This is a genomic window from Planctellipticum variicoloris (assembly GCF_030622045.1).
GTDB classification, from domain to species: domain Bacteria; phylum Planctomycetota; class Planctomycetia; order Planctomycetales; family Planctomycetaceae; genus Planctellipticum; species Planctellipticum variicoloris.
In genome coordinates this window covers 2392404-2409677 of record NZ_CP130886.1, presented here as the reverse complement: position 1 = coordinate 2409677, position 17274 = coordinate 2392404, and the positions used below count along the sequence as shown (strand labels likewise).

At 64.6% G+C, this 17274-nt stretch carries 10 protein-coding genes; 8 read left to right on the top strand and 2 right to left on the bottom strand.

The window, feature by feature from the left end:
• Window positions 1-3: 3 nt before the first annotated feature.
• Entirely contained in the window at window positions 4-207 is a 204-nt protein-coding gene (locus tag SH412_RS09375) for a hypothetical protein (protein ID WP_336523248.1), read from the top strand.
• A 42-nt stretch (window positions 208-249) separates the two neighbouring features.
• Here the strand turns inward: SH412_RS09375 and SH412_RS09370 are convergent, their stop codons facing one another.
• Window positions 250-996 (bottom strand): HEAT repeat domain-containing protein, encoded by a 747-nt coding sequence (locus tag SH412_RS09370; protein ID WP_336523247.1) that lies wholly within the window; start codon window positions 994-996, stop codon window positions 250-252.
• Between the two features lie 191 nt (window positions 997-1187).
• On the opposite strand from SH412_RS09370, the gene SH412_RS09365 reads away from it, so the two are divergent.
• The 6 genes from SH412_RS09365 (at window position 1188) to SH412_RS09340 (ending at window position 11003) form a co-directional block, all read left to right on the top strand.
• Window positions 1188-2009 carry a sugar phosphate isomerase/epimerase family protein gene (locus SH412_RS09365; protein WP_336523246.1) on the top strand — a complete coding sequence of 274 codons (822 nt, stop codon included), beginning with the start codon at window positions 1188-1190 and terminating at the stop codon, window positions 2007-2009.
• Between the two features lie 165 nt (window positions 2010-2174).
• Window positions 2175-3437, top strand: a complete 1263-nt coding sequence (locus SH412_RS09360; RefSeq protein WP_336523245.1) for a sulfate adenylyltransferase — start codon at window positions 2175-2177, stop codon at window positions 3435-3437.
• A 533-nt stretch (window positions 3438-3970) separates the two neighbouring features.
• On the top strand, window positions 3971-6469 hold the full coding sequence (locus SH412_RS09355) for a hypothetical protein (protein WP_336523244.1): 2499 nt from the start codon (window positions 3971-3973) through the stop codon (window positions 6467-6469).
• 66 nt (window positions 6470-6535) lie between these two features.
• Window positions 6536-7546 carry an ABC transporter ATP-binding protein gene (locus SH412_RS09350; RefSeq protein WP_336523243.1) on the top strand — a complete coding sequence of 337 codons (1011 nt, stop codon included), beginning with the start codon at window positions 6536-6538 and terminating at the stop codon, window positions 7544-7546.
• Between the two features lies 1 nt (window position 7547).
• A complete protein-coding gene (locus SH412_RS09345) occupies window positions 7548-9209 on the top strand; it encodes an ABC transporter permease (protein WP_336523242.1) in 1662 nt (553 codons plus the stop codon).
• A 39-nt stretch (window positions 9210-9248) separates the two neighbouring features.
• Window positions 9249-11003: a HEAT repeat domain-containing protein gene (locus SH412_RS09340; protein ID WP_336523241.1), complete on the top strand. Its 1755-nt coding sequence runs from the start codon at window positions 9249-9251 to the stop codon at window positions 11001-11003.
• 120 nt (window positions 11004-11123) lie between these two features.
• Here the strand turns inward: SH412_RS09340 and SH412_RS09335 are convergent, their stop codons facing one another.
• On the bottom strand, window positions 11124-14114 hold the full coding sequence (locus SH412_RS09335; RefSeq protein ID WP_336523240.1) for a PVC-type heme-binding CxxCH protein: 2991 nt from the start codon (window positions 14112-14114) through the stop codon (window positions 11124-11126).
• 251 nt (window positions 14115-14365) lie between these two features.
• Here SH412_RS09335 and SH412_RS09330 point away from each other — a divergent pair, with 251 nt between their 5' ends.
• Window positions 14366-17194, top strand: a complete 2829-nt coding sequence (locus SH412_RS09330) for a DUF1549 domain-containing protein (RefSeq protein ID WP_336523239.1) — start codon at window positions 14366-14368, stop codon at window positions 17192-17194.
• Window positions 17195-17274: the final 80 nt, after the last annotated feature.

Sequence of the window (17274 nt, the reverse complement as noted above, 5' to 3'; positions counted from 1 at the left end):
GCGATGGGGCTCGGCGTGGCCGGCTTGAGCCTGCTGGGGCTCTACCATTCCGTCTGGCTGCTGACCCGTACTCGCAAAGGCCAGTGGCTCTCGCGTTCGCTCGGCCCGGAGCGAGGACTGTGGACCCTCCGTGCACTGCTCGGGATGGCGATTCTATTCGGATTCGCCCTGGCCTCCGGCTGGATCAATCCCATCGAATGGGAATAGGCCGCAAGAACACGGTCGATTCCCTCAGGGGGATTCTGACGATCAACGATCAACGATCAACGACAAGCTCTCCTTCGCCGCCGCGGCGACAATCTCATCTTCGTCGTCAGCGGCCATTTCCAGAGCAGCCCGGAGTTCGAGCGTGACGACGCCGAGTCGGCCCAGAGTCTTGACGGCGTGTTCGCGGACCAGCGGTTCTTCATCGTCAGCGAGCTCGACAAGCCGATTGACGTGGCCGGCGACTTCCGAACCAAGCTCGATGCACGCCGCCGTCGTCTCTTCGCGAACCTCTCCCTGCTCGCTCGCCAGGAGCTTTTCCAGGCGAGGGACAATGGCGGCCCGACCGGCCGGCGTGCCGCGGAGCGTTTCGACGATGGCGGCCAGCATCAGCGGCTGTGTGCCATCGTCGTCTAGAAGTTGAGTCAACGCATTGATCGGACCGGTGGTCTCGCTGTTGCCCCAGCGCAGGAGTGTCCGGGCGGCTTCGAACCGGACGTCCGGATCGACGTCCGTGAGGGCCTGCTGCAGCGGGGTGACATCGGCGACCGCCGAGGCTTTGCCCAGCAGCCGTCCGGCCAGGGCGCGGACGTCGGAATCGCCGTCGGCCAGGGCCGGGAGCATCAACCCGGCGGCCTGGGAGGGCTCGGCCAGAAACGCGACCGCCTGCAGCGCCCGGTACCGGTGCTCGGGGCTCGGAGCCCGGCGAAGCTGGAGAATCCACTCTTCGAGCGCAAGCCCCTCGAACGGATGAGCGGGGACGGGCATCTGACGGACAGGACGCTGGGCCATCGGGGTCTCGGTGCGGAAGGTGACAAAAGCTCTCTCCCGAGCATCATACCCGACCGACCGCAATTGTTTTAGAGTATCCCGCCGGGCAACAGGCTCGCCCGCCTCGGAGGGCACGCTCCCGCGTGCCGCCGTGACGACAAACTGCTCGAATCGGTGGACCTGCTCCACCGAATGATAAGGACATCGCTGCCATGCAACTGGGATTGATCAACTCCGCCTGGGCGCAGGCCGGCCGCGAAACCGCCTGGGGACTGCAGAAAACCAAAGAACTCGGCTTCGACTCCGTCGACATCTTCGCCGATCCGCTCGATCTCACCATCCAGGAACGCCGGCTGCTGCGCACGGAGTGCGAACGCCTCGACCTCCCCGTCGTCTCCCTCTGCTGCGTCGCAACGGGCCTCATCGACTTCAATCCCAGCGTCCAGCGGTTCCACCTCGAACGAACCAGCCAGTTCCTCGAAATGGCGTACGAGCTCTCCGCGAAAAACGTCCTGCTCGTCCTCGGCGAATACATCTGGAATCAGGAAGTCATTCCGCCGGAAGAGCAGTGGGGGACCGGCGTCGAACAATGCCGCCGCCTGGGAGACTTCGCTGCGGAACTCGGTCTGCAGATCGCCCTGGAACTGGAACCCTTCCCGCTGTCGCTGGTCAACGACGTCAGCAGCATGGTCAGGTTCCTCGACGACGTCGACCACCCGGCAGTGGCGGCGAACATCGACGTTTCGCACCTGCACCTGTCGAAGGTCGCGCCGGAAGAATTACGCAAGCTGAAGGGCCGGGCGATTCACGTCCACATCTCTGATTGTGACGGGCGGAAACACGGCGATCTGCCACCGGGCCGGGGCGTGGTGAACTTCGAGCCCTACCTGCGAGAAATCAAGGATCTTGGAATCGACGGGGCGGTATCGATCGAACTGGAGTACGCGCCGGAGCCGGACAAGATCGAGGAATGGGTGGCCGAGGCGTATGCGGCGACCGACCGGCTGCTGCGGGGGGCGGGATTGCGGGGGTAGACCAGCACGACCCTGCCGGTCATTCCGGTCATAACCCTTGAATCGAACAACCCTTTACGTCTATCCTCCGTGGGTTCCGCCCGGGTTGGAGGACGCAGGGAAGCCCCTTCGTTTCCCAGGCGGCGGTCTCTTATTGGGCTCTAACTGCAGGACTCGCAAGGAATTATGGCTGATCTGATTGCCCCGCACGGCGGACTCACCGAACCCGTTTGCCGGACCGTCCCGGCTGCGGACATTGCGGCCTTCAAGGCGGAAGCCGCCTCGCTCACCAAGGTCCCCGTCTCGGCGGCCGATCTCTCCTCCGTCTACCGCTTCGGCGACGGCACCCTCAGCCCCCTCACCGGGCCGATGAACAGCGCGGTCTACAACCGCGTCCTCGACGAATCCGTCATCGAAAACAACGGCAAGCTCTACGCCTGGACGATTCCCATCGCCTTCCCGGTCACCGCCGAGCTCGCCAAGACCCTCAAGGTCGGCGACAAGGTCGCCCTGACCGGTCCGGACGGCGAAGTCGCCGCGACGCTCGTCCTGAACGACGTCTATGCCTGGCCCAAGCTCAAGTACCTGCAGTCGGTCTACCTCACCGACCGCATCGACCACCCGGGCGCCAACATGGTGCTGCAGGGGGACGCCGCCAACTCCCACCTCATCGGCGGCGAAATCCAGGTCCTCCCCCAGCCGAAGAACGCCAAGTTCGGCAAGTACGTCCTCACGCCGCGCGAAGTCCGCAAGCTGCTGGCCGAGAAGGGCTACGACGCCGTCGTCGCCTTCCAGACCCGCAACCCGCTCCACCGCGCCCACGAATACGCCCTGGTCTACGGCCTGGAGTCCCTGATCCGCGCAGGGAAGAACGCCGGGGCCGTGCTGAATCCGCTGATCGGCGAAACCAAGGGGGACGACGTCAACGCCGAGATCCGCATGCGCACGTACGAAGCCCTGATCGAGCAGCGGCAGCTCGGCGACGGCGACAGCGATCAGTCTCTCTGGGGACCCCGCAACGAATCCGTCCCCGATCGCGTCATGCTCCTCGGCCTCGACATCAAGATGTTCTACGGCGGCCCGAAGGAAGCGGTGATGCACGGCATCTACCGCCAGAATATGGGCTACACCCACATCGTCATCGGCCGCAAGCACGCCGACGTTCCCTACGCCAACGGCGAAGCGATCTGGGGCGACTTCGACGCCCAGGAGATCTTCGGCAAGCTCAAGGGGGACCTGAAGATCACCCCGGTGAAGGTCGGCTTCGCCGCGTTCTACGAATCGATCGGCCGGGTCGACCTGACCGAACGTCATCCGGGCGAAAAGCCGGTGTCGATCTCCGGCAAGGACGTCCGCAATACTCTGCAGAAGGGCGAACTGGTCGATCCGCGGATCATGCGCCCGAGCACCAGCCAGATCCTCGGCGAGGCGATGAAGGTGCAGGCCTAGTTCTCTGCGAGAACGCAGGCAGAAATGCCTGTGTCGCCAGAAGCCGCTGATCATCACAATCAAAGGCCCCGGAGACGACGTCTCCGGGGCCTTTGTTCTATATGGAAGGCCTAACCGCCGGAATGCGCGAGAGTTTTCACCTTGAGCACAGAACGAGATCCCCGCAGCTTTCGTTCCGCGTGAATCTCCGGCGGAACCCAACTTGGGATCTTGGAGTCGATCCGCAGTCTGCAATCGCTCTCTGACGGGGCTTCGCAAGCATCTCCGTCGTACCTTGGTGTGTCACGGTCCTCAGTTCTCAATGATCGGAATATCACGAGGCAGAAACCACGTGTCTGTCGCCCAATGCTGGAAAATGGCCAATGGCATGCGAGCCATCGCGACATTTCAACGCTGATAGAGTTCGTTCTCTGGCTTCGACCATAGCCAGTGGCATCGAACCGGAGGTTGCGGTAGCCTTTCGCCTTGATTCCATTCGTGATTGAAATTGCGCAATTGTGGCTGCGTTCGGAGCCTCGCCCGTGAATCGCACTATGCCCGCGGTGTCCTTTGCCGCGTTGTTGCTCGTGGCGCCTCTGACGACAACCACCGGCCAGGAACCGCCGGCGACGATTCGCAGCGACGTCCTCATCGGTCCCCGCTCCGGCGGCGGCATGAGCCGCTACTATCCCGGACGCTGGAATCTGCTGCGGCTGCGCCTGATCAATCGCGGAGATTCGCCAGCGACGCTGCAGTCGACCTCTTTTGCGTCCGAGGACTCTTCGGAACAGTACGGTCGCATCGTCTGGCTGCCGTCTCACGCCGCGCTCGAAACCTGTTATCCGATCCGGTTTCCGCCGAAAACCGATTCGAAGCAGAACTCTGTCGATCTGCGGACGCTGACGACGCGGGCGGACCAGTCGGCGGAAGTCCTGGTGCGGGACGACTGGGGCAAGCTGGAAGGTTCGAATCTGCTCCCCCTGACTGAACCGCGGGCCGTGACCGGAATCGTCCGTCCGCTGGGGTTTCCACCGGAGGAACGGGAGTACGATCAGGTTCTGGAGCTGATCGCCGCCAGTCGACGAACCACGTTTTTGCCTTCCCCTGTCCACGAAATGGGGGATGCCTTCCTGCCGCCGACCGTTGAAGGTTTCCAGGCGTTCGATCAGTTCGTAGTGGCGGACTCCCGCATCGGTCGGGACGAAGCCGCCCTGGCGGCGATTCGACTCTGGCTGGCCTCCGGTCGACGGCTGTGGCTGATGCTCGACCAGATCGATGCCGCGACGGTGGAAAATTTGCTGGGGGAGTCCTGCAAGCTCTCCGAGATCGACCGGGTCGGATTGACGACGATCAGATTGCAGTGGACCGGGACGAACAACGAGGACCGGATTGCGACATCCGATCACGAACGGCCCGTCACCTTCGTGCGGGTGATTCCAGGGGATGTCGAAGTCGTCTGCACCATCGACGGCTGGCCGGCCGCGTTCTGGCTCAACTACGGCGCGGGACGCATTCTGGTGACGACGCTCGGCGCACGGGGCTGGCTCGAACAGCAGCCTGGACTGCCGCCGCAGTTGCACGGCCCGGCCACGGAACTTGCGTCGCAGTTCTTCGCCCCCGAGACGGTGCGTCGGCCACTCCCGAAGGCGATGGAGCCAGTCGTACAGGATTACGTGGGGTACGCCATCCCGGAGCGTCGACTGGTCACCGGATTACTCGGCGGATTCACGCTGGTTCTGGTCGTCATGGGGCTCGGGCTGTGGCGTTGTGGTCGAATTGAGCAGTTTGGAGTTTACGGGCCGCTGCTCGGATTGGCTGTTGGAGCCGTCCTGGTCGGGATCGGCCTCCAGCAGCGCCAGGCCGCCGCTCCGACCAGCGTGCGACTGCAGATCGCCGAGGTGCTGCCGGATGGAGAGGCGGCCCAACTGCGCGGCGTCTCAGGCGTCTATCGCCCCGATGGTGGACCGGCCGTGCTGGAAGGAATTCATGGCGGCTGGCTGACCCCCGATACCACCGGACTGGCCGGCGTCACGCGACGGCTCCTCTGGAGCGACCTGGACCAGTGGCACTGGGACAACATTCAGCAACCGGCAGGGCTCCGCGTCGCGGAATTCGAAACATCGAGCCGATTCGCCGCACCGTTTCAGGTCCGCGCCACCTGCGGGCCGGATGGCATTCTGGGGCGCGTCAGCCTGCCGGCGGAAATGCACCCCGAAGACGCCGTCGTCGTCACCGCGGACGGGCGGATCGGGGCAACGCTCAACCCGGATGGAACATTTTCCGCAGCCTCAGCCGCCGTCTTCAGCAGTCAGCAGTTCGTCGCGGCGGATGTCCTGTCCGACGAGCAGCGCCGCCGTGCGCGAGTTCTGGAGTCGTTGCGGACCGATTCGGCCTGGATCGGCTACCCGCACGAGCCGATGCTTGCGTTCTGGACGCCTCCGCTGGAGGACGGACTCCGATTTGGTCCGGGCCTCAATGGCCTGGGCGCGGCACTGATCTTTGCACCGCTCGGCCTGACTCGCCCCGATCCGGGGGCTGATATCGTCATCCCGTCTCCGCTGATCTCCTATCGCGAAGGGCGCGGCCCGGATGGGAGCGAACCTCAGGGACTATTTGACCGGCGGTCTCGGCAATGGCAGGAACGCTCGGGTCCGTCCGCCGCCTGGTTGCAGTGCCAGCTTCCGCCGGCCCTCGGCCTACTGAAACTGCAGAGAGTCAGCGTTGTGGTCCGCGTCGCCGGTCCGGTCGGTCGACTGGAACTGGCCGGCTGGAAAGACGGGCGGCGCACTGTGTTGCAGAACTGGAAGGCGCCGGTCGGCACGCTCACGGCCGAGCTGTCGGACCTGACGGCTCTTCCCGTCTCCCGCGACGGAACATTCCTGATTTCCGTCAGCGGCGGGGAGCCAGCTCCGGAAGGCGAGAGCGAAGAAATGCTGCGGGCGAGGATGATGCAGAAGGAGTACTGGCGGATCGAATCGTTGTCCCTCACGATTCTTGCAACGCCGGTTCCGGACGCACCCGTCGATACCGCCTTGCCGCGCGAAGCCGGCTGACTGTCCGGAGCTGGATAGAACCGAATCCGCGACTTCCGACTCGACTCTTCCGAAAGCCGATTTCCCATGACCATGACTGCGGAACGTGCCGCCGGCAGTACCATCGCCCTCGCCACGGAACTGGTGATCGAACTGGAGGGGCTGACCAAACAGTACGGCAGCTTCACGGCCCTCGACGGCCTGACGCTCAAAGTTCCCGCCGGTCAGATCCTCGGACTGATCGGCCCGAACGGAGCGGGAAAGACGACCGCAATCAAAATTCTCGTCGGACTGATCCGCCCCACCAGCGGATCGGCCCGCATTGCGGGCGCCGACTGCGTCGCCGACACGCGCCGGATCAAGCACCTCGTCGGCTATATGCCCGACAAGTTCGGCTCGTACGACAACATGCGGGTCCGCGAGTACCTCGATTTCTTCGGGGCCGCCTTCGGGATTCGCCGAAAGACGCGGATCACGCGGATCGAAGAGGTGATGGACATCACCGGCACCGCTTACATGCGGGACAAATTCGTCGAAAGCCTCAGCCACGGCATGCAGCAGCGCGTCGGCATCGCCCGGACCCTGCTGCACGATCCCAGAGTGCTGATCCTCGACGAGCCCGCCAACGGCCTCGATCCCCAGGCTCGCGTGGAAATGCGGGACCTGCTGATCAAGCTCGCGGCGGCGGGCAAGACTCTGCTGGTCACCAGTCACATCCTGCCGGAGCTGTCCCGCATCTGCCATCAGATGGCCATTTTGACTCACGGCAAGTTGAGGGCGTTTGGCACCGTCGAGGAGATCGGCCGACTCGTCAGTCAGCAGCGGACCATTGAGCTGCAGCTCGTCGCCGCCGATCAGGTTTCCGCCGCAGCAGCGATCATCCGTGAAAGGATTGAGGCAGGAGCGGAGATCGTCGAAGCGGCGGCCGAGGGAGCGGTCCGGTTCCGCACCGCTTTGCGGGAAGCCGATCTGAGCGGGCTGCTGGAGCAGTTGATCGGGAAAGGGATTCGCGTCGCGCAGTTCCGCGAGCTGCAGACCGATCTGGAAGAGGCCTTCATGACGTTCGCTCGACCGGCCGCTCCGACGGGAGGACGCTGAGATGTTTGCTAATCCGATCATCTGGCGCGAGCTGGTCGTGCTGCTCCGCCGTCGTCGCCTGGCCGCCCTGCAGTGTGCAATCGCCCTCGGTTTCACTCTGCTGGTGATCCTGCGCTGGCCGACCGACTCCCGGATGGCCCTCGCGGGGAGCGGCTCGTTGAATGTTTTCCGGACGTTCGCATTCGGGCTGCTGACGGCGCTGCTGTTGTTGCTGCCGGCGTTCCCCGCCACCAGCATCGTCCGCGAAACCCGATCCGGAACGCTGGCGCTGCTGTTGAATACGCCGCTGGGCCCCTGGCGGATCTACTTCGGCAAGCTGCTGGCCACTCTCGGTCTCGCCGGCTTGCTGCTGGCTGCCAGCGTTCCGGCGGCGGCCGCCTGCTTTTCGCTGGGAGGCGTCTCGCTGACGGGAGGGCTGGTGGCGATGTATCTGCTGCTGCTCCTGACGGTCCTCGAATTTACCGCAATCAGCCTCTGGGTCAGCGTGGCTGCGGCTTCCACCGATGCCGCAGTCCGCGGGGCCTATGGCCTGGTGCTGACGCTCAGCGTGGTCCTGTTTTTGCCGCATGTGCTGTTTGCCGGAACGTCGGGACTGCTGGCGACCGTCGCCGACTGGGCACGCTGCGCTTCTCCGTACGCTGCGATGTCTGCGCTGCTGGGGGCGGGGGATGTCGGCAGTCGCGGACTCGTGTCGCCGACAGACGTCGTCGGTCGATTCGCCGTGCTGTCACTCGGCATCACTGCGGCCTTTTCGCTGCTGACGATCGCGCGGCTCAATTTCTCGATCTTCGACCGTTCGCGCGCGGCGGGGACGATCAGCAACGATCAGGGCCTCGGTTTCCGGCTGATCCGCCGACTGGTCTTTGTCGTCGATCCGCAGCGTCGTTCGGGATCGATCGGACCTTTCACGAATCCGGTCATGGTGAAGGAGTTCCGCTGCCGGAAATTCGGGCGGCTGCACTGGCTGCTCCGGCTCGTCGCCATCTGTGCCGTACTGTCGCTGGGGATTTCGATTCTCACGGTCACCCGGACGCTCGATCTCGACGCCGCCACGGTTGGCGCGGTGATGGTCGTGCTGCAAGTCGCTCTGCTGGTGCTGATCACGCCCAGCCTGGCGGCCGGGCTGATCTCGACGGAAGTCGAGACGGGGGGCTGGGTGCTGCTGCAGATGACGCCGATGTCGACCCTGCGGATCGTCTGGGGCAAGCTCCTGAGCGTAATTCTGACACTGCTGCTGGTGCTCTGCGCGACGATTCCGGGCTACGTGGTCATGGTCTATATCGAACCCGGACAGCGGTACCAGATTCAGCGGGTCGTCCTGAGCCTCGCCATCACTGCCGTGTTTGTTCTAATGACCAGCGCCGCGATCGGGAGCCTGTTCCAGCGGACGACATCGGCCGCAGCGGCTGCCTATGCCTTTCAACTCGCCATCTGCGGCGGTCCGCTGCTGATCTGGCTGGGGCGCGACGCCCCGTTCGGCCACGACGTCGTCGAAGCCGCCCTGACCGTCAATCCCGTGGCCGCGGCCCTGTCAATCATCCGCTTCCAGGGATTCCGCGACTACGAACTGCTCCCGGCCAACTGGTGGTTCCAGGGGTTGGCTTCCGCTGTCGGCCTGGCGGTGCTGCTGTGGCGGACATGGCGCATCTCGCGGCCGCGGTAGCTGCTTGTGATACGTGCCTCCTGGTGAGTACCGACGATCATGTTCTCTTTCTGCCGATTCCTGCTGTCGCTGGCCCTTCTGGCCCCTCTGCCGGCCGGTGCCGCAGACGTCATTCGCGTCGAGTTTCAGATGCTTTCGGATCCGGAAATCCCGCCGATCCCCCCCAACTCGAAGTTTGACGTCCGTTGCATTTCCCTCTGGTCCCAGGCGCTGCGCCGGCCCGAAGTCGACTACCAGCGAATGGCCGCCGAAACGGTCGCCCGGGCCCGCGAACTCAACATGCCGGGCGTCGATGCGCTGAAACCCGAATTGCGGACGATCCTGGCCGCCCCCGCGACGGCGCCTTCCGTCCGCTATGCGGCCGCCCGGGCTCTGATCGTTCTCGACGATCGCGAGTCGTCCACGGTGTTGCTGGAGCAGTCCCGCGTCGGCGGCCTGTTATTGCGACAACTCGTGGAGCCGGCGCTGGCCGAGTGGAGCGACGAGGCCATCCAGCCGATCTGGCGTGATCGTCTGAGCAATTCGCAGTCGCCGCGCCAGGAACTGCTGCTGGCCATTCGGGGACTGGGCCGCGTCGGCGATCCCGCGGCGCTGCCGAAGCTGCTGGAAATGGTGCATGCGGACGACCGCCCGCCGGAAGTCCGGCTGGCTGCCGCCGAAGCCGCGGGACGAATCGCCGCGGAAGGACTCGAAGCCGAGGTCGATCGCCTGCTGGCCGCCCCTGATCGGCTGCGCCGGCTCAGCGCGAACGAATTGCTGTCACGTCATTCGTCGCCGAGGGCCGTCGAACTTCTGAGCCTGCTCGGTCGGGAATCGGAGCCGACCGTCGCCTGGAAAGCCCTCGCCCGATTGCGGGAGATCGATCCGGCTCTGGTTCTGCCCCTGGCGGAAGTCGCGATGCGCCACGCCGATGCAAACGTCCGTCGCGAAGGAATCGAAACGTATCTGGCGCTCCCCACGCCCGAGAGGATGGCGTTCGTCGGTCGCCTCCTCGACGATCCGCACCCCGCGCTCCGCGGACGGATTCGGGACGAGTTCGTAGTGCTCGCCCGGCGTCCGGAACTTGATGGCCCCATCCGCGACATCGCCCGCAGCGTTCTTGCCGGCGAGAGCTGGCGTGGTCAGGAGCAGGCGCTGCTGGTTCTGGGAACACTGGACGACGATCCGTCCGCCGTGAGATTCCTCGATCTGCTCAAATCGCCGCGTCCGGAAGTGCTGGTCACGGCGGCGTGGGGTCTGCGCAAAGTGGCTGTGGCCGAGACGTTGCCCGCAATTCAGCAGTTCGTGACCGAGTGGACGGCGAAACGCCGGACCATGGGATTCACGCTTGCCCAGGATCACCAGATCGCACATCTCTGCGAAGCCCTCGGCGTCATGCAGCATCAGCCGGCGGACGCGCTGCTGCGCGAATACCTCCCGCTGAACCTGGTGATGGGAGAACTCTCGCGACCAGCGGCCATCTGGGCTCTGGGCAAGCTGTACGACGGCCGATTCGATCAGAAATTGGCGGAAGCCCTGATCGGCAGGGTGCTGGACCCGGCGACCATGCCCCCCGAGTTCAGCGAAGTCAAACAAATGTCCGCCGTGAGCCTCGCGCGGATGAAGGCGACCTCGACCGTAGAGCGACTGCAGGGCTATCTGGGACCGGTAGTGACTCCCCATCGGGAGCCGCTTGTGTTGCGCTGGTCGCTGATGACGCTCACGGGCAAGGAGATACCTCTGCCCGAACCGATCACTGTGACGGTCGGGAGCTGGTTCCTGGAACCGACGACGAATGCCCCTGCGGAGGAGTGACGCTTCCGGGATTTGAAATACTGACCCGTGGCGAGGCGGAACAGCGGATGTTGTGCGCCGGGCAGGTCGTCTGTCGAAGCTGAGTGATATCGCACGACCTTGGCCGGGCGGAAGACGCAATTACTCCGGCTGCTTCAGATACAGAATCAGGTCCGCCATTTCCTGCGGCTTGATTCGCTGCTCCAGCCCCTCCGGCATCAGCGACTTGCCGCTGCTGGCGAGTTCTTCGATCTGGCTCCGAGGAACGGTATCCTCGACCTTTTGCGCCCGCCGGAGCGTGACCGAGCTGTCGGTCTCGCTGGCGATCAGGCCGGTCAGGACGCGGCCGTCGTCGAGCGTGACGGTATGATCGAGATATGCCGGCGAGACCTCACGGTTGGGGTCGAGAATGTGGAGCAGGATCTCGTCGGGCGCGCGATGCCGGAAGGACGCGATGCCGGGACCGACCTCGGCCCCTTCGTTGCCGAGCCGGTGGCACTGGGCGCATTCTCGCTTGAAGACGACCTGGCCCTGTTCGCGCGAGGCCGCGTCGCGGAGGACCCGACTGTAGAGGGCCAGCGCCTCCGTTCGCTGGGCCGGGGCCGGCGTGCCGCGAAGTTTCAGAGCGCGGGATTTGATGGTTTCGTCCTTGCTGTTGAGCATCAGGCCGAACCGCGCGGGCGGAATGAGGCTGGCGGTGAGCTCTCCACCCTCGATGGCCGTCAGGACTTCGGATTGCCAGGCGGGACGGGCGAGCAGTCGGTCGAGAGCCTCCGCTTTGAGCGCCGGCGAAAGGAGCCGCCAGCGATCGAGGACCAGCCGGGCGACGGCCGGGTCGCTGGAGCTGCAGAGGACCTGCAGCGCCGACGTCTGCAGCTCTACGGGCTGCTGCGGTGCCATCTGTCCGGCGAGGACCGGGCCGGCGTCCGCCAGTGGCTGCCACTTGAGGAGCTGCTGGGCTTCGAGGCGCTCGTTGAGCGGCGCGTCGGCATCTTGGGCGACCTCGGCGGCGGCGTCCAGCAGCGCTTTGATCGCCGCTGCAGCCGGGCTGTTGGCGAGCTCCGTCAAGTCGGTCTTCCGTCGGGCGAGTCCGTCGCCGAGGCCAGCCAGGAGACTGAATTGCCAGTCTCGCTCTTCGTCCGCGGGACTGACCAGCAACAGGGCTGCGGCTCGGGTCTCGTCCTTGCCTTTTCCTCCCGCGGTGAGTGCAAGCTGGCGGAGCAGAGCCAGACCTCCGCGACGATCAACGAATTCGCAGGGACTGGTAAGCCGCTTCAGCAACTCGGGAGCGCGGAGGTAAGACGAGCTGAGGAGTGCGGTCCGCTGCCATTCGTCGCCAGCGTCGCGGCGGGCCAGGATGGCCAGCGTATCGGTGGCGTCGGCGGTGGGGACCGCTCCCAGCGCCAGGGCCAGTTGAAAGCGGACGCGCGGAGAGTCGTCGCGGGCTAACGTCAACAGTCGCTTGCGGAGTTCGATGGATGCCATCAGGCGGGGCTGGCAAAGGCGGACGGCGACCTCGCGAACGTGGGGATCGCTATCGGTCAGCCCTCCCAGCAGATCGGCGTAGGAGAGAACGGCGAAGGACTCCAGCAGATACAGGACCTGGGCGCGCGCCTGGGGGAGCATGGTCGTGCGCGCGAACTGACGCAGCAGTCCCGGCGTCTGAGCGTTCTTCTGTTCGAACAGCAGGCGATCGGCGGTTTCGCGCCACCACGCATGCGGTGACTCCAGATAGCCGACCAGTTCGGCGGTGCTGGCGTGCTTCAGCCGGGGCATTCGCGGCAGGTTGGCGTCGGGCGGGACCAGCCGGTAGATCCGGCCGCGGTCGTTGCCGCTGGCGAGGTCGAGCTTTGCGCGGATATCGTCGGGAATCGACCAGGGGTGCTCGATCGTTTCGCGATACATGTCGAGAATGTGCAGCGTTCCGTCGGGGGCGTTGACAAAATTGACCGGGCGAAACCAGTTGTCAGTCGAGCTGACAAACTCGGCGTTCTCATCGGCGCGGCGAGCCTTGAAGGTGACTCCGTCCTCTTCGAGGGTTTCACAATGGACGATGTTGGACGCCACGTCGGCGACGAACACGTTGCCCTGGTACGCCCGTGGATAGGAGCCGCCGCGATAGACCGTGACGCCGCTCGACGAGGTGAAGAAACCACTGCCGACGAGCTCGCTGCGGGGAAGCGTTGAGCCTTCTCGCACCCACCGCTGCGCGCGGAACTCACGCCACGGTTCGGGAGGGCTGATGCGGTAGACGGGAAGCTGTTCGCCGGATTCGGCGGCGTCGTGGATGGTTCTGGAGACTGTCAAAAGGGGGTTGCGCGCCAGTTCGGCCGCGGGCAGGACGACGTGCTGGACCGGGTTGCGAATGTTGCAGAGAAATCGCTGGCCCCAATCGTCGAACGAGTGGCCGAAACGGGCGCTGCCCGAAACGGATTCGAATCCGCCGTTGGACGGGGAAAAGCGAAAGTCTTTCCGCGTGACGGGAACGGACCTGGAATCGGGATGCTCGACCGATGTGATCGTGCCGCCGTTGCCGGAGGCGGCTCCGTAGATCCAGTGATCCGGCCCCCAGCGCAGGTTGTTCATGATCGCCTGCACGTTGTAGCGGCTGAACCCGGTGAAGACCTTCTGCCGAATGTCGGCCTGGCGGTCGCCGTCGGTGTCCTCGAAGTACCAGAGGTCCGGCGCCGCCGCGACAAAGATGCCGCGTTTCCACAGGACCACCGAGGTCGGCCAGGAGAGTTTTTCCGCAAAGACGGTGCTGCGATCGAATTTGCCGTCACCGTCGACATCGTCGAGGAGCGTGACTCGGCCGATGGGGGGAGCCGGCGGCTCGTCGGCCTTCTCGGGGAACGGGTAGTCGCGCATTTCGACGACATAGGCGCGGCCGTTTTCGTCATAGGCCAGGTCGACCGGATCGGTGATCAGCGGTTCTGCCGCCACGATTTCGAGGTGGAATCCCCCCAGCACTTTGAAGGTCTTGAGGGCTTCCTCGGGAGACTTCGGGGCGACGCGCGGGAACTCCGCGGGAGGCGGTTCCGACGGAGCGGGCTCCTGGGCAGAGACGGCGTGAGCAATCGCCAGAGACGCGAGAACTCCGATCTGCCGCACAACCGAAACAGTCCACCTCATCCGAAATCCTTCGCATGTCAGTGATTTGGCAAAGTCAAATCGACGAAAGTGAATTTCTACGAGACACTCGGCGCCTTGCGCAAAGTTTGCAGCGCGATCGAGAATTGGTGCAGGAGAATTTCATTGACCTCCTGACCGACAATTCGATAACATATGCAGAGATCTTGATGAGCAACAGTGTTTCCTGCCCGCATTCCGCCCGCCGTCCTTCCCTCCCCCAGGCGCCAGCCACCATGACACGGACAAGTTGTTTGCTGTCGTTCGTTGCCGTCGCGCTCGCCGCGACCGCTGCTTCTGCACAAGAACCGCTGCACGTCCGGCTGGATCAGGCGATTGCCGCCGATCATATCGGCCCGGTGGCCAAACTTGCAGCGGATGACGAGTTTATCCGCCGGATCTCGGTCGACCTGGTCGGCATGGTCCCGACTGCGGGAGAGGTGCGGGCTTTTCTAGAGAATCAGGATCCGCAGAAGCGGCAGGCGCTGGCGGACCGGCTGCTGGCCGATCCCCGCTATCCGCTCCACATGGCGCATGCGTTCGACGTGATGCTGATGGAACGTCGCCCGGACAAGCACGTGCCGTCGCCGGAATGGCTGGCTTGGCTCACGGAATCGATCCGACAGAATAAGCCGTGGAATCAGCTCGCACAGGAGATTCTGGCGTCGGATGGCGCCGATCCGGCATTGCGGCCGGCTGCCAAATTCTTCCTGGACCGGGAGGCCGAGCCGAATCTGATGACCCGCGATGTGGGCCGGATCTTCTTTGGTCGGGACATGCAGTGCGCCCAGTGCCACGATCATCCGCTCGTCGACGACTATCTGCAGACTGACTATTACGGGCTGTATGCGTTCGTCAGCCGGACGACGGTGTTTAACGACGAAGCCCAGAAGAAGATGCTGCTGGCGGAGCGGGCCGAGGGAGAAGCGGACTACAAGTCGGTCTTCACTGGCGACGCTGGTCGGATGCGGCCACGGCTTCCGGGAGATCCGGAGGTCGCCGAAGAACGGTTCCGTCTGGGCGAGGAATATACAGTCTTCCCGGCGGACAAGGTTCGGTCGGTTCCGAAGTACAGCCGACGTGCGAAACTTGCCGAAGTCGCGACGAACGGTCAGAACCGGGCCTTCAACGAGAATATTGTGAACCGCCTGTGGGCGCAGTTCCTGGGACGCGGGCTGGTGCATCCGGTCGACATGCTGCACGCGGCTAATCCGGCGGTGCACCCCGCCGCACTGGATCTGCTGGCGACCGAGTTCCCGAAGATGAAATACGACGTCCGGGCGCTGGTGCGGGAAATTGTGCTGACCCAGACGTATCAGCGATCGCTTGATCTTCCCGCGGACGTTTTGGCCGGTGTCGGCGAAGTGGATGCGAAGTCGGTCGACGTCGAGAAGTCGATTGCTGAGCTATCGACGTCCGATGAGTCGCTGAAGACCGCTTTTGATACGGCGCTCGACGAGTTCAAGGCGGTCCGCAAGACGCTGGAACCGGCTGAGACGGCCTTTCAGCAGTCGCAGGCGGCAGTGGCTGCGGCCAAGAAACCGGCGGACGATGCCGCCGCGGCGCTGGCAAAGTCGCAGGGGGAGCTGACGGGGAAGCAGACGGTCCTCGCGACGCTGAACGAGGCGGCCGCAAAGTCTGATGCTGCCGCCAAAGCCCTGCCAGCCGACAAGGAAATCGCCGCAGCGCTGGCGACGTTCCAGGCCCGCGTCGCGAGCGTGACCGGTGAAATTGCGGCCGTCACCAAGACAATTCAAGACCAGACGGCAGCTTCACAGGCCGCTCTGGCAAAACTGGCGGAGACGCAGACGGCGGGGGATGCCGCATGGGCTGCGCTCGAAGAGGCCCGCAAGCCGCTGGAAGCTGCGAAGACCAAGTTGCACCTGGCCCGCGTCGCACATCAGCAGCAGCAGGTCGTTCTCGCTGCGGCCAAGCGCCGCCAGCAGGATCTGGTCGCCTTCAAGCAACACGCACTGGCGGTGGCGGCGGTTCCGGCCGCCGAACAACAGATCGCGGCCGGTAAGACGGCGCTGGTTGCGGCGACCCAGGCGGTTGAAGTGCAGACCGCGGAAGTGGCCAAGGCGAATACCGCCGTGACCGAGATGGCTCAGCAGGTGGCGACGGCGCAGACCGCACTGCAGGAGGCTCAGCAGCAGCTCACCGGCAAGCAGGAAATCGTGCAGGTCGTGGCGGCTGCGGTAACCCAGACCGGAGCCGCATTGGAGAAACTGCCGGGCGACGCCGAGCTGGTGGTGGCGAGCGAGAAGCTGAAGGCCCGCCTCGAGCCGCTTTCCAAAGACCTGGTAGAGTACAAGCCGGTCGTCGCGACGCGAGAAACCGTGCTGAAGGACATGCAGGCCAAGCAGACGGCGGTGCAGCAGCAGATGGCGGTGGCGATGACGGAACTGACAACGCGTCAGCAGGCCGTGGCGTCGCAGACGACGGCCGTGCAGCAGGCGGAATCGCAACTGGCGTCTGCACGAGCCGCTGTGGAGACGACGCTGGCGTCGCTGACGGATCACTGGACGATCGACGGCCGTCTGCGGGGCCTGAAGCCGCTGATGCCGGAGCAGATGGCGTGGAGCTACCTGCAGGCGACTGGAGTGATTGAGCAGTATCGGCAGGCGTCGGACGCGGAAGTCGAAGCAAAGCTTCCGAAGGCGCAGGCCGACCAGGATCCTGCACAGAAGCTGGCTCGCGAACAGCAGGTGGCGCAGCTCGTCTACGACAAGTTGAAGGGAAATCTGGGGGTCTTCGTCCAGTTCTATGCAGCCGCTCCGGGACAGCCGCAGGATGACTTTTTTGCGACTGCGGATCAGGCGCTGTTTCTGGCCAACGGCGGCGTGCTGAATTCGTGGCTGAATCCTTCGGGAGCGAATCTGACGCAGCGGATGGTCACACTGGAGGACCCCGCGGCGATCGCCGAAGAGCTGTATGTCAGCGTGCTGGCCCGACAGCCGTCGGCTGAAGAAAAGGCGGCGGTCGTGCAGGCGCTGGCGGCCAAGCCGACGGAAAAGCCGGTGGTGGCCAAGGAGCTGGCCTGGGGGCTGCTGACGTCGGCGGAGTTCCGATTCAATCACTAAATTCATCGCACAGACAGGAATGTCAGCGCCACCCGATAAAATGTGCCCCTGCAGGGCTTCGAACAACGGTTGTGTCACGG

What these genes read in the sequence shown, in the direction of transcription:
- SH412_RS09375 (WP_336523248.1), top strand. Translation starts at nt 4, where the DNA reads ATGGGGCTCGGCGTGGCCGGCTTGAGCCTGCTGGGGCTCTACCATTCC.
- SH412_RS09370 (WP_336523247.1), bottom strand. Translation starts at nt 996, where the DNA reads ATGGCCCAGCGTCCTGTCCGTCAGATGCCCGTCCCCGCTCATCCGTTC.
- SH412_RS09365 (WP_336523246.1), top strand. Translation starts at nt 1,188, where the DNA reads ATGCAACTGGGATTGATCAACTCCGCCTGGGCGCAGGCCGGCCGCGAA.
- SH412_RS09360 (WP_336523245.1), top strand. Translation starts at nt 2,175, where the DNA reads ATGGCTGATCTGATTGCCCCGCACGGCGGACTCACCGAACCCGTTTGC.
- SH412_RS09355 (WP_336523244.1), top strand. Translation starts at nt 3,971, where the DNA reads ATGCCCGCGGTGTCCTTTGCCGCGTTGTTGCTCGTGGCGCCTCTGACG.
- SH412_RS09350 (WP_336523243.1), top strand. Translation starts at nt 6,536, where the DNA reads ATGACCATGACTGCGGAACGTGCCGCCGGCAGTACCATCGCCCTCGCC.
- SH412_RS09345 (WP_336523242.1), top strand. Translation starts at nt 7,548, where the DNA reads ATGTTTGCTAATCCGATCATCTGGCGCGAGCTGGTCGTGCTGCTCCGC.
- SH412_RS09340 (WP_336523241.1), top strand. Translation starts at nt 9,249, where the DNA reads ATGTTCTCTTTCTGCCGATTCCTGCTGTCGCTGGCCCTTCTGGCCCCT.
- SH412_RS09335 (WP_336523240.1), bottom strand. Translation starts at nt 14,114, where the DNA reads ATGAGGTGGACTGTTTCGGTTGTGCGGCAGATCGGAGTTCTCGCGTCT.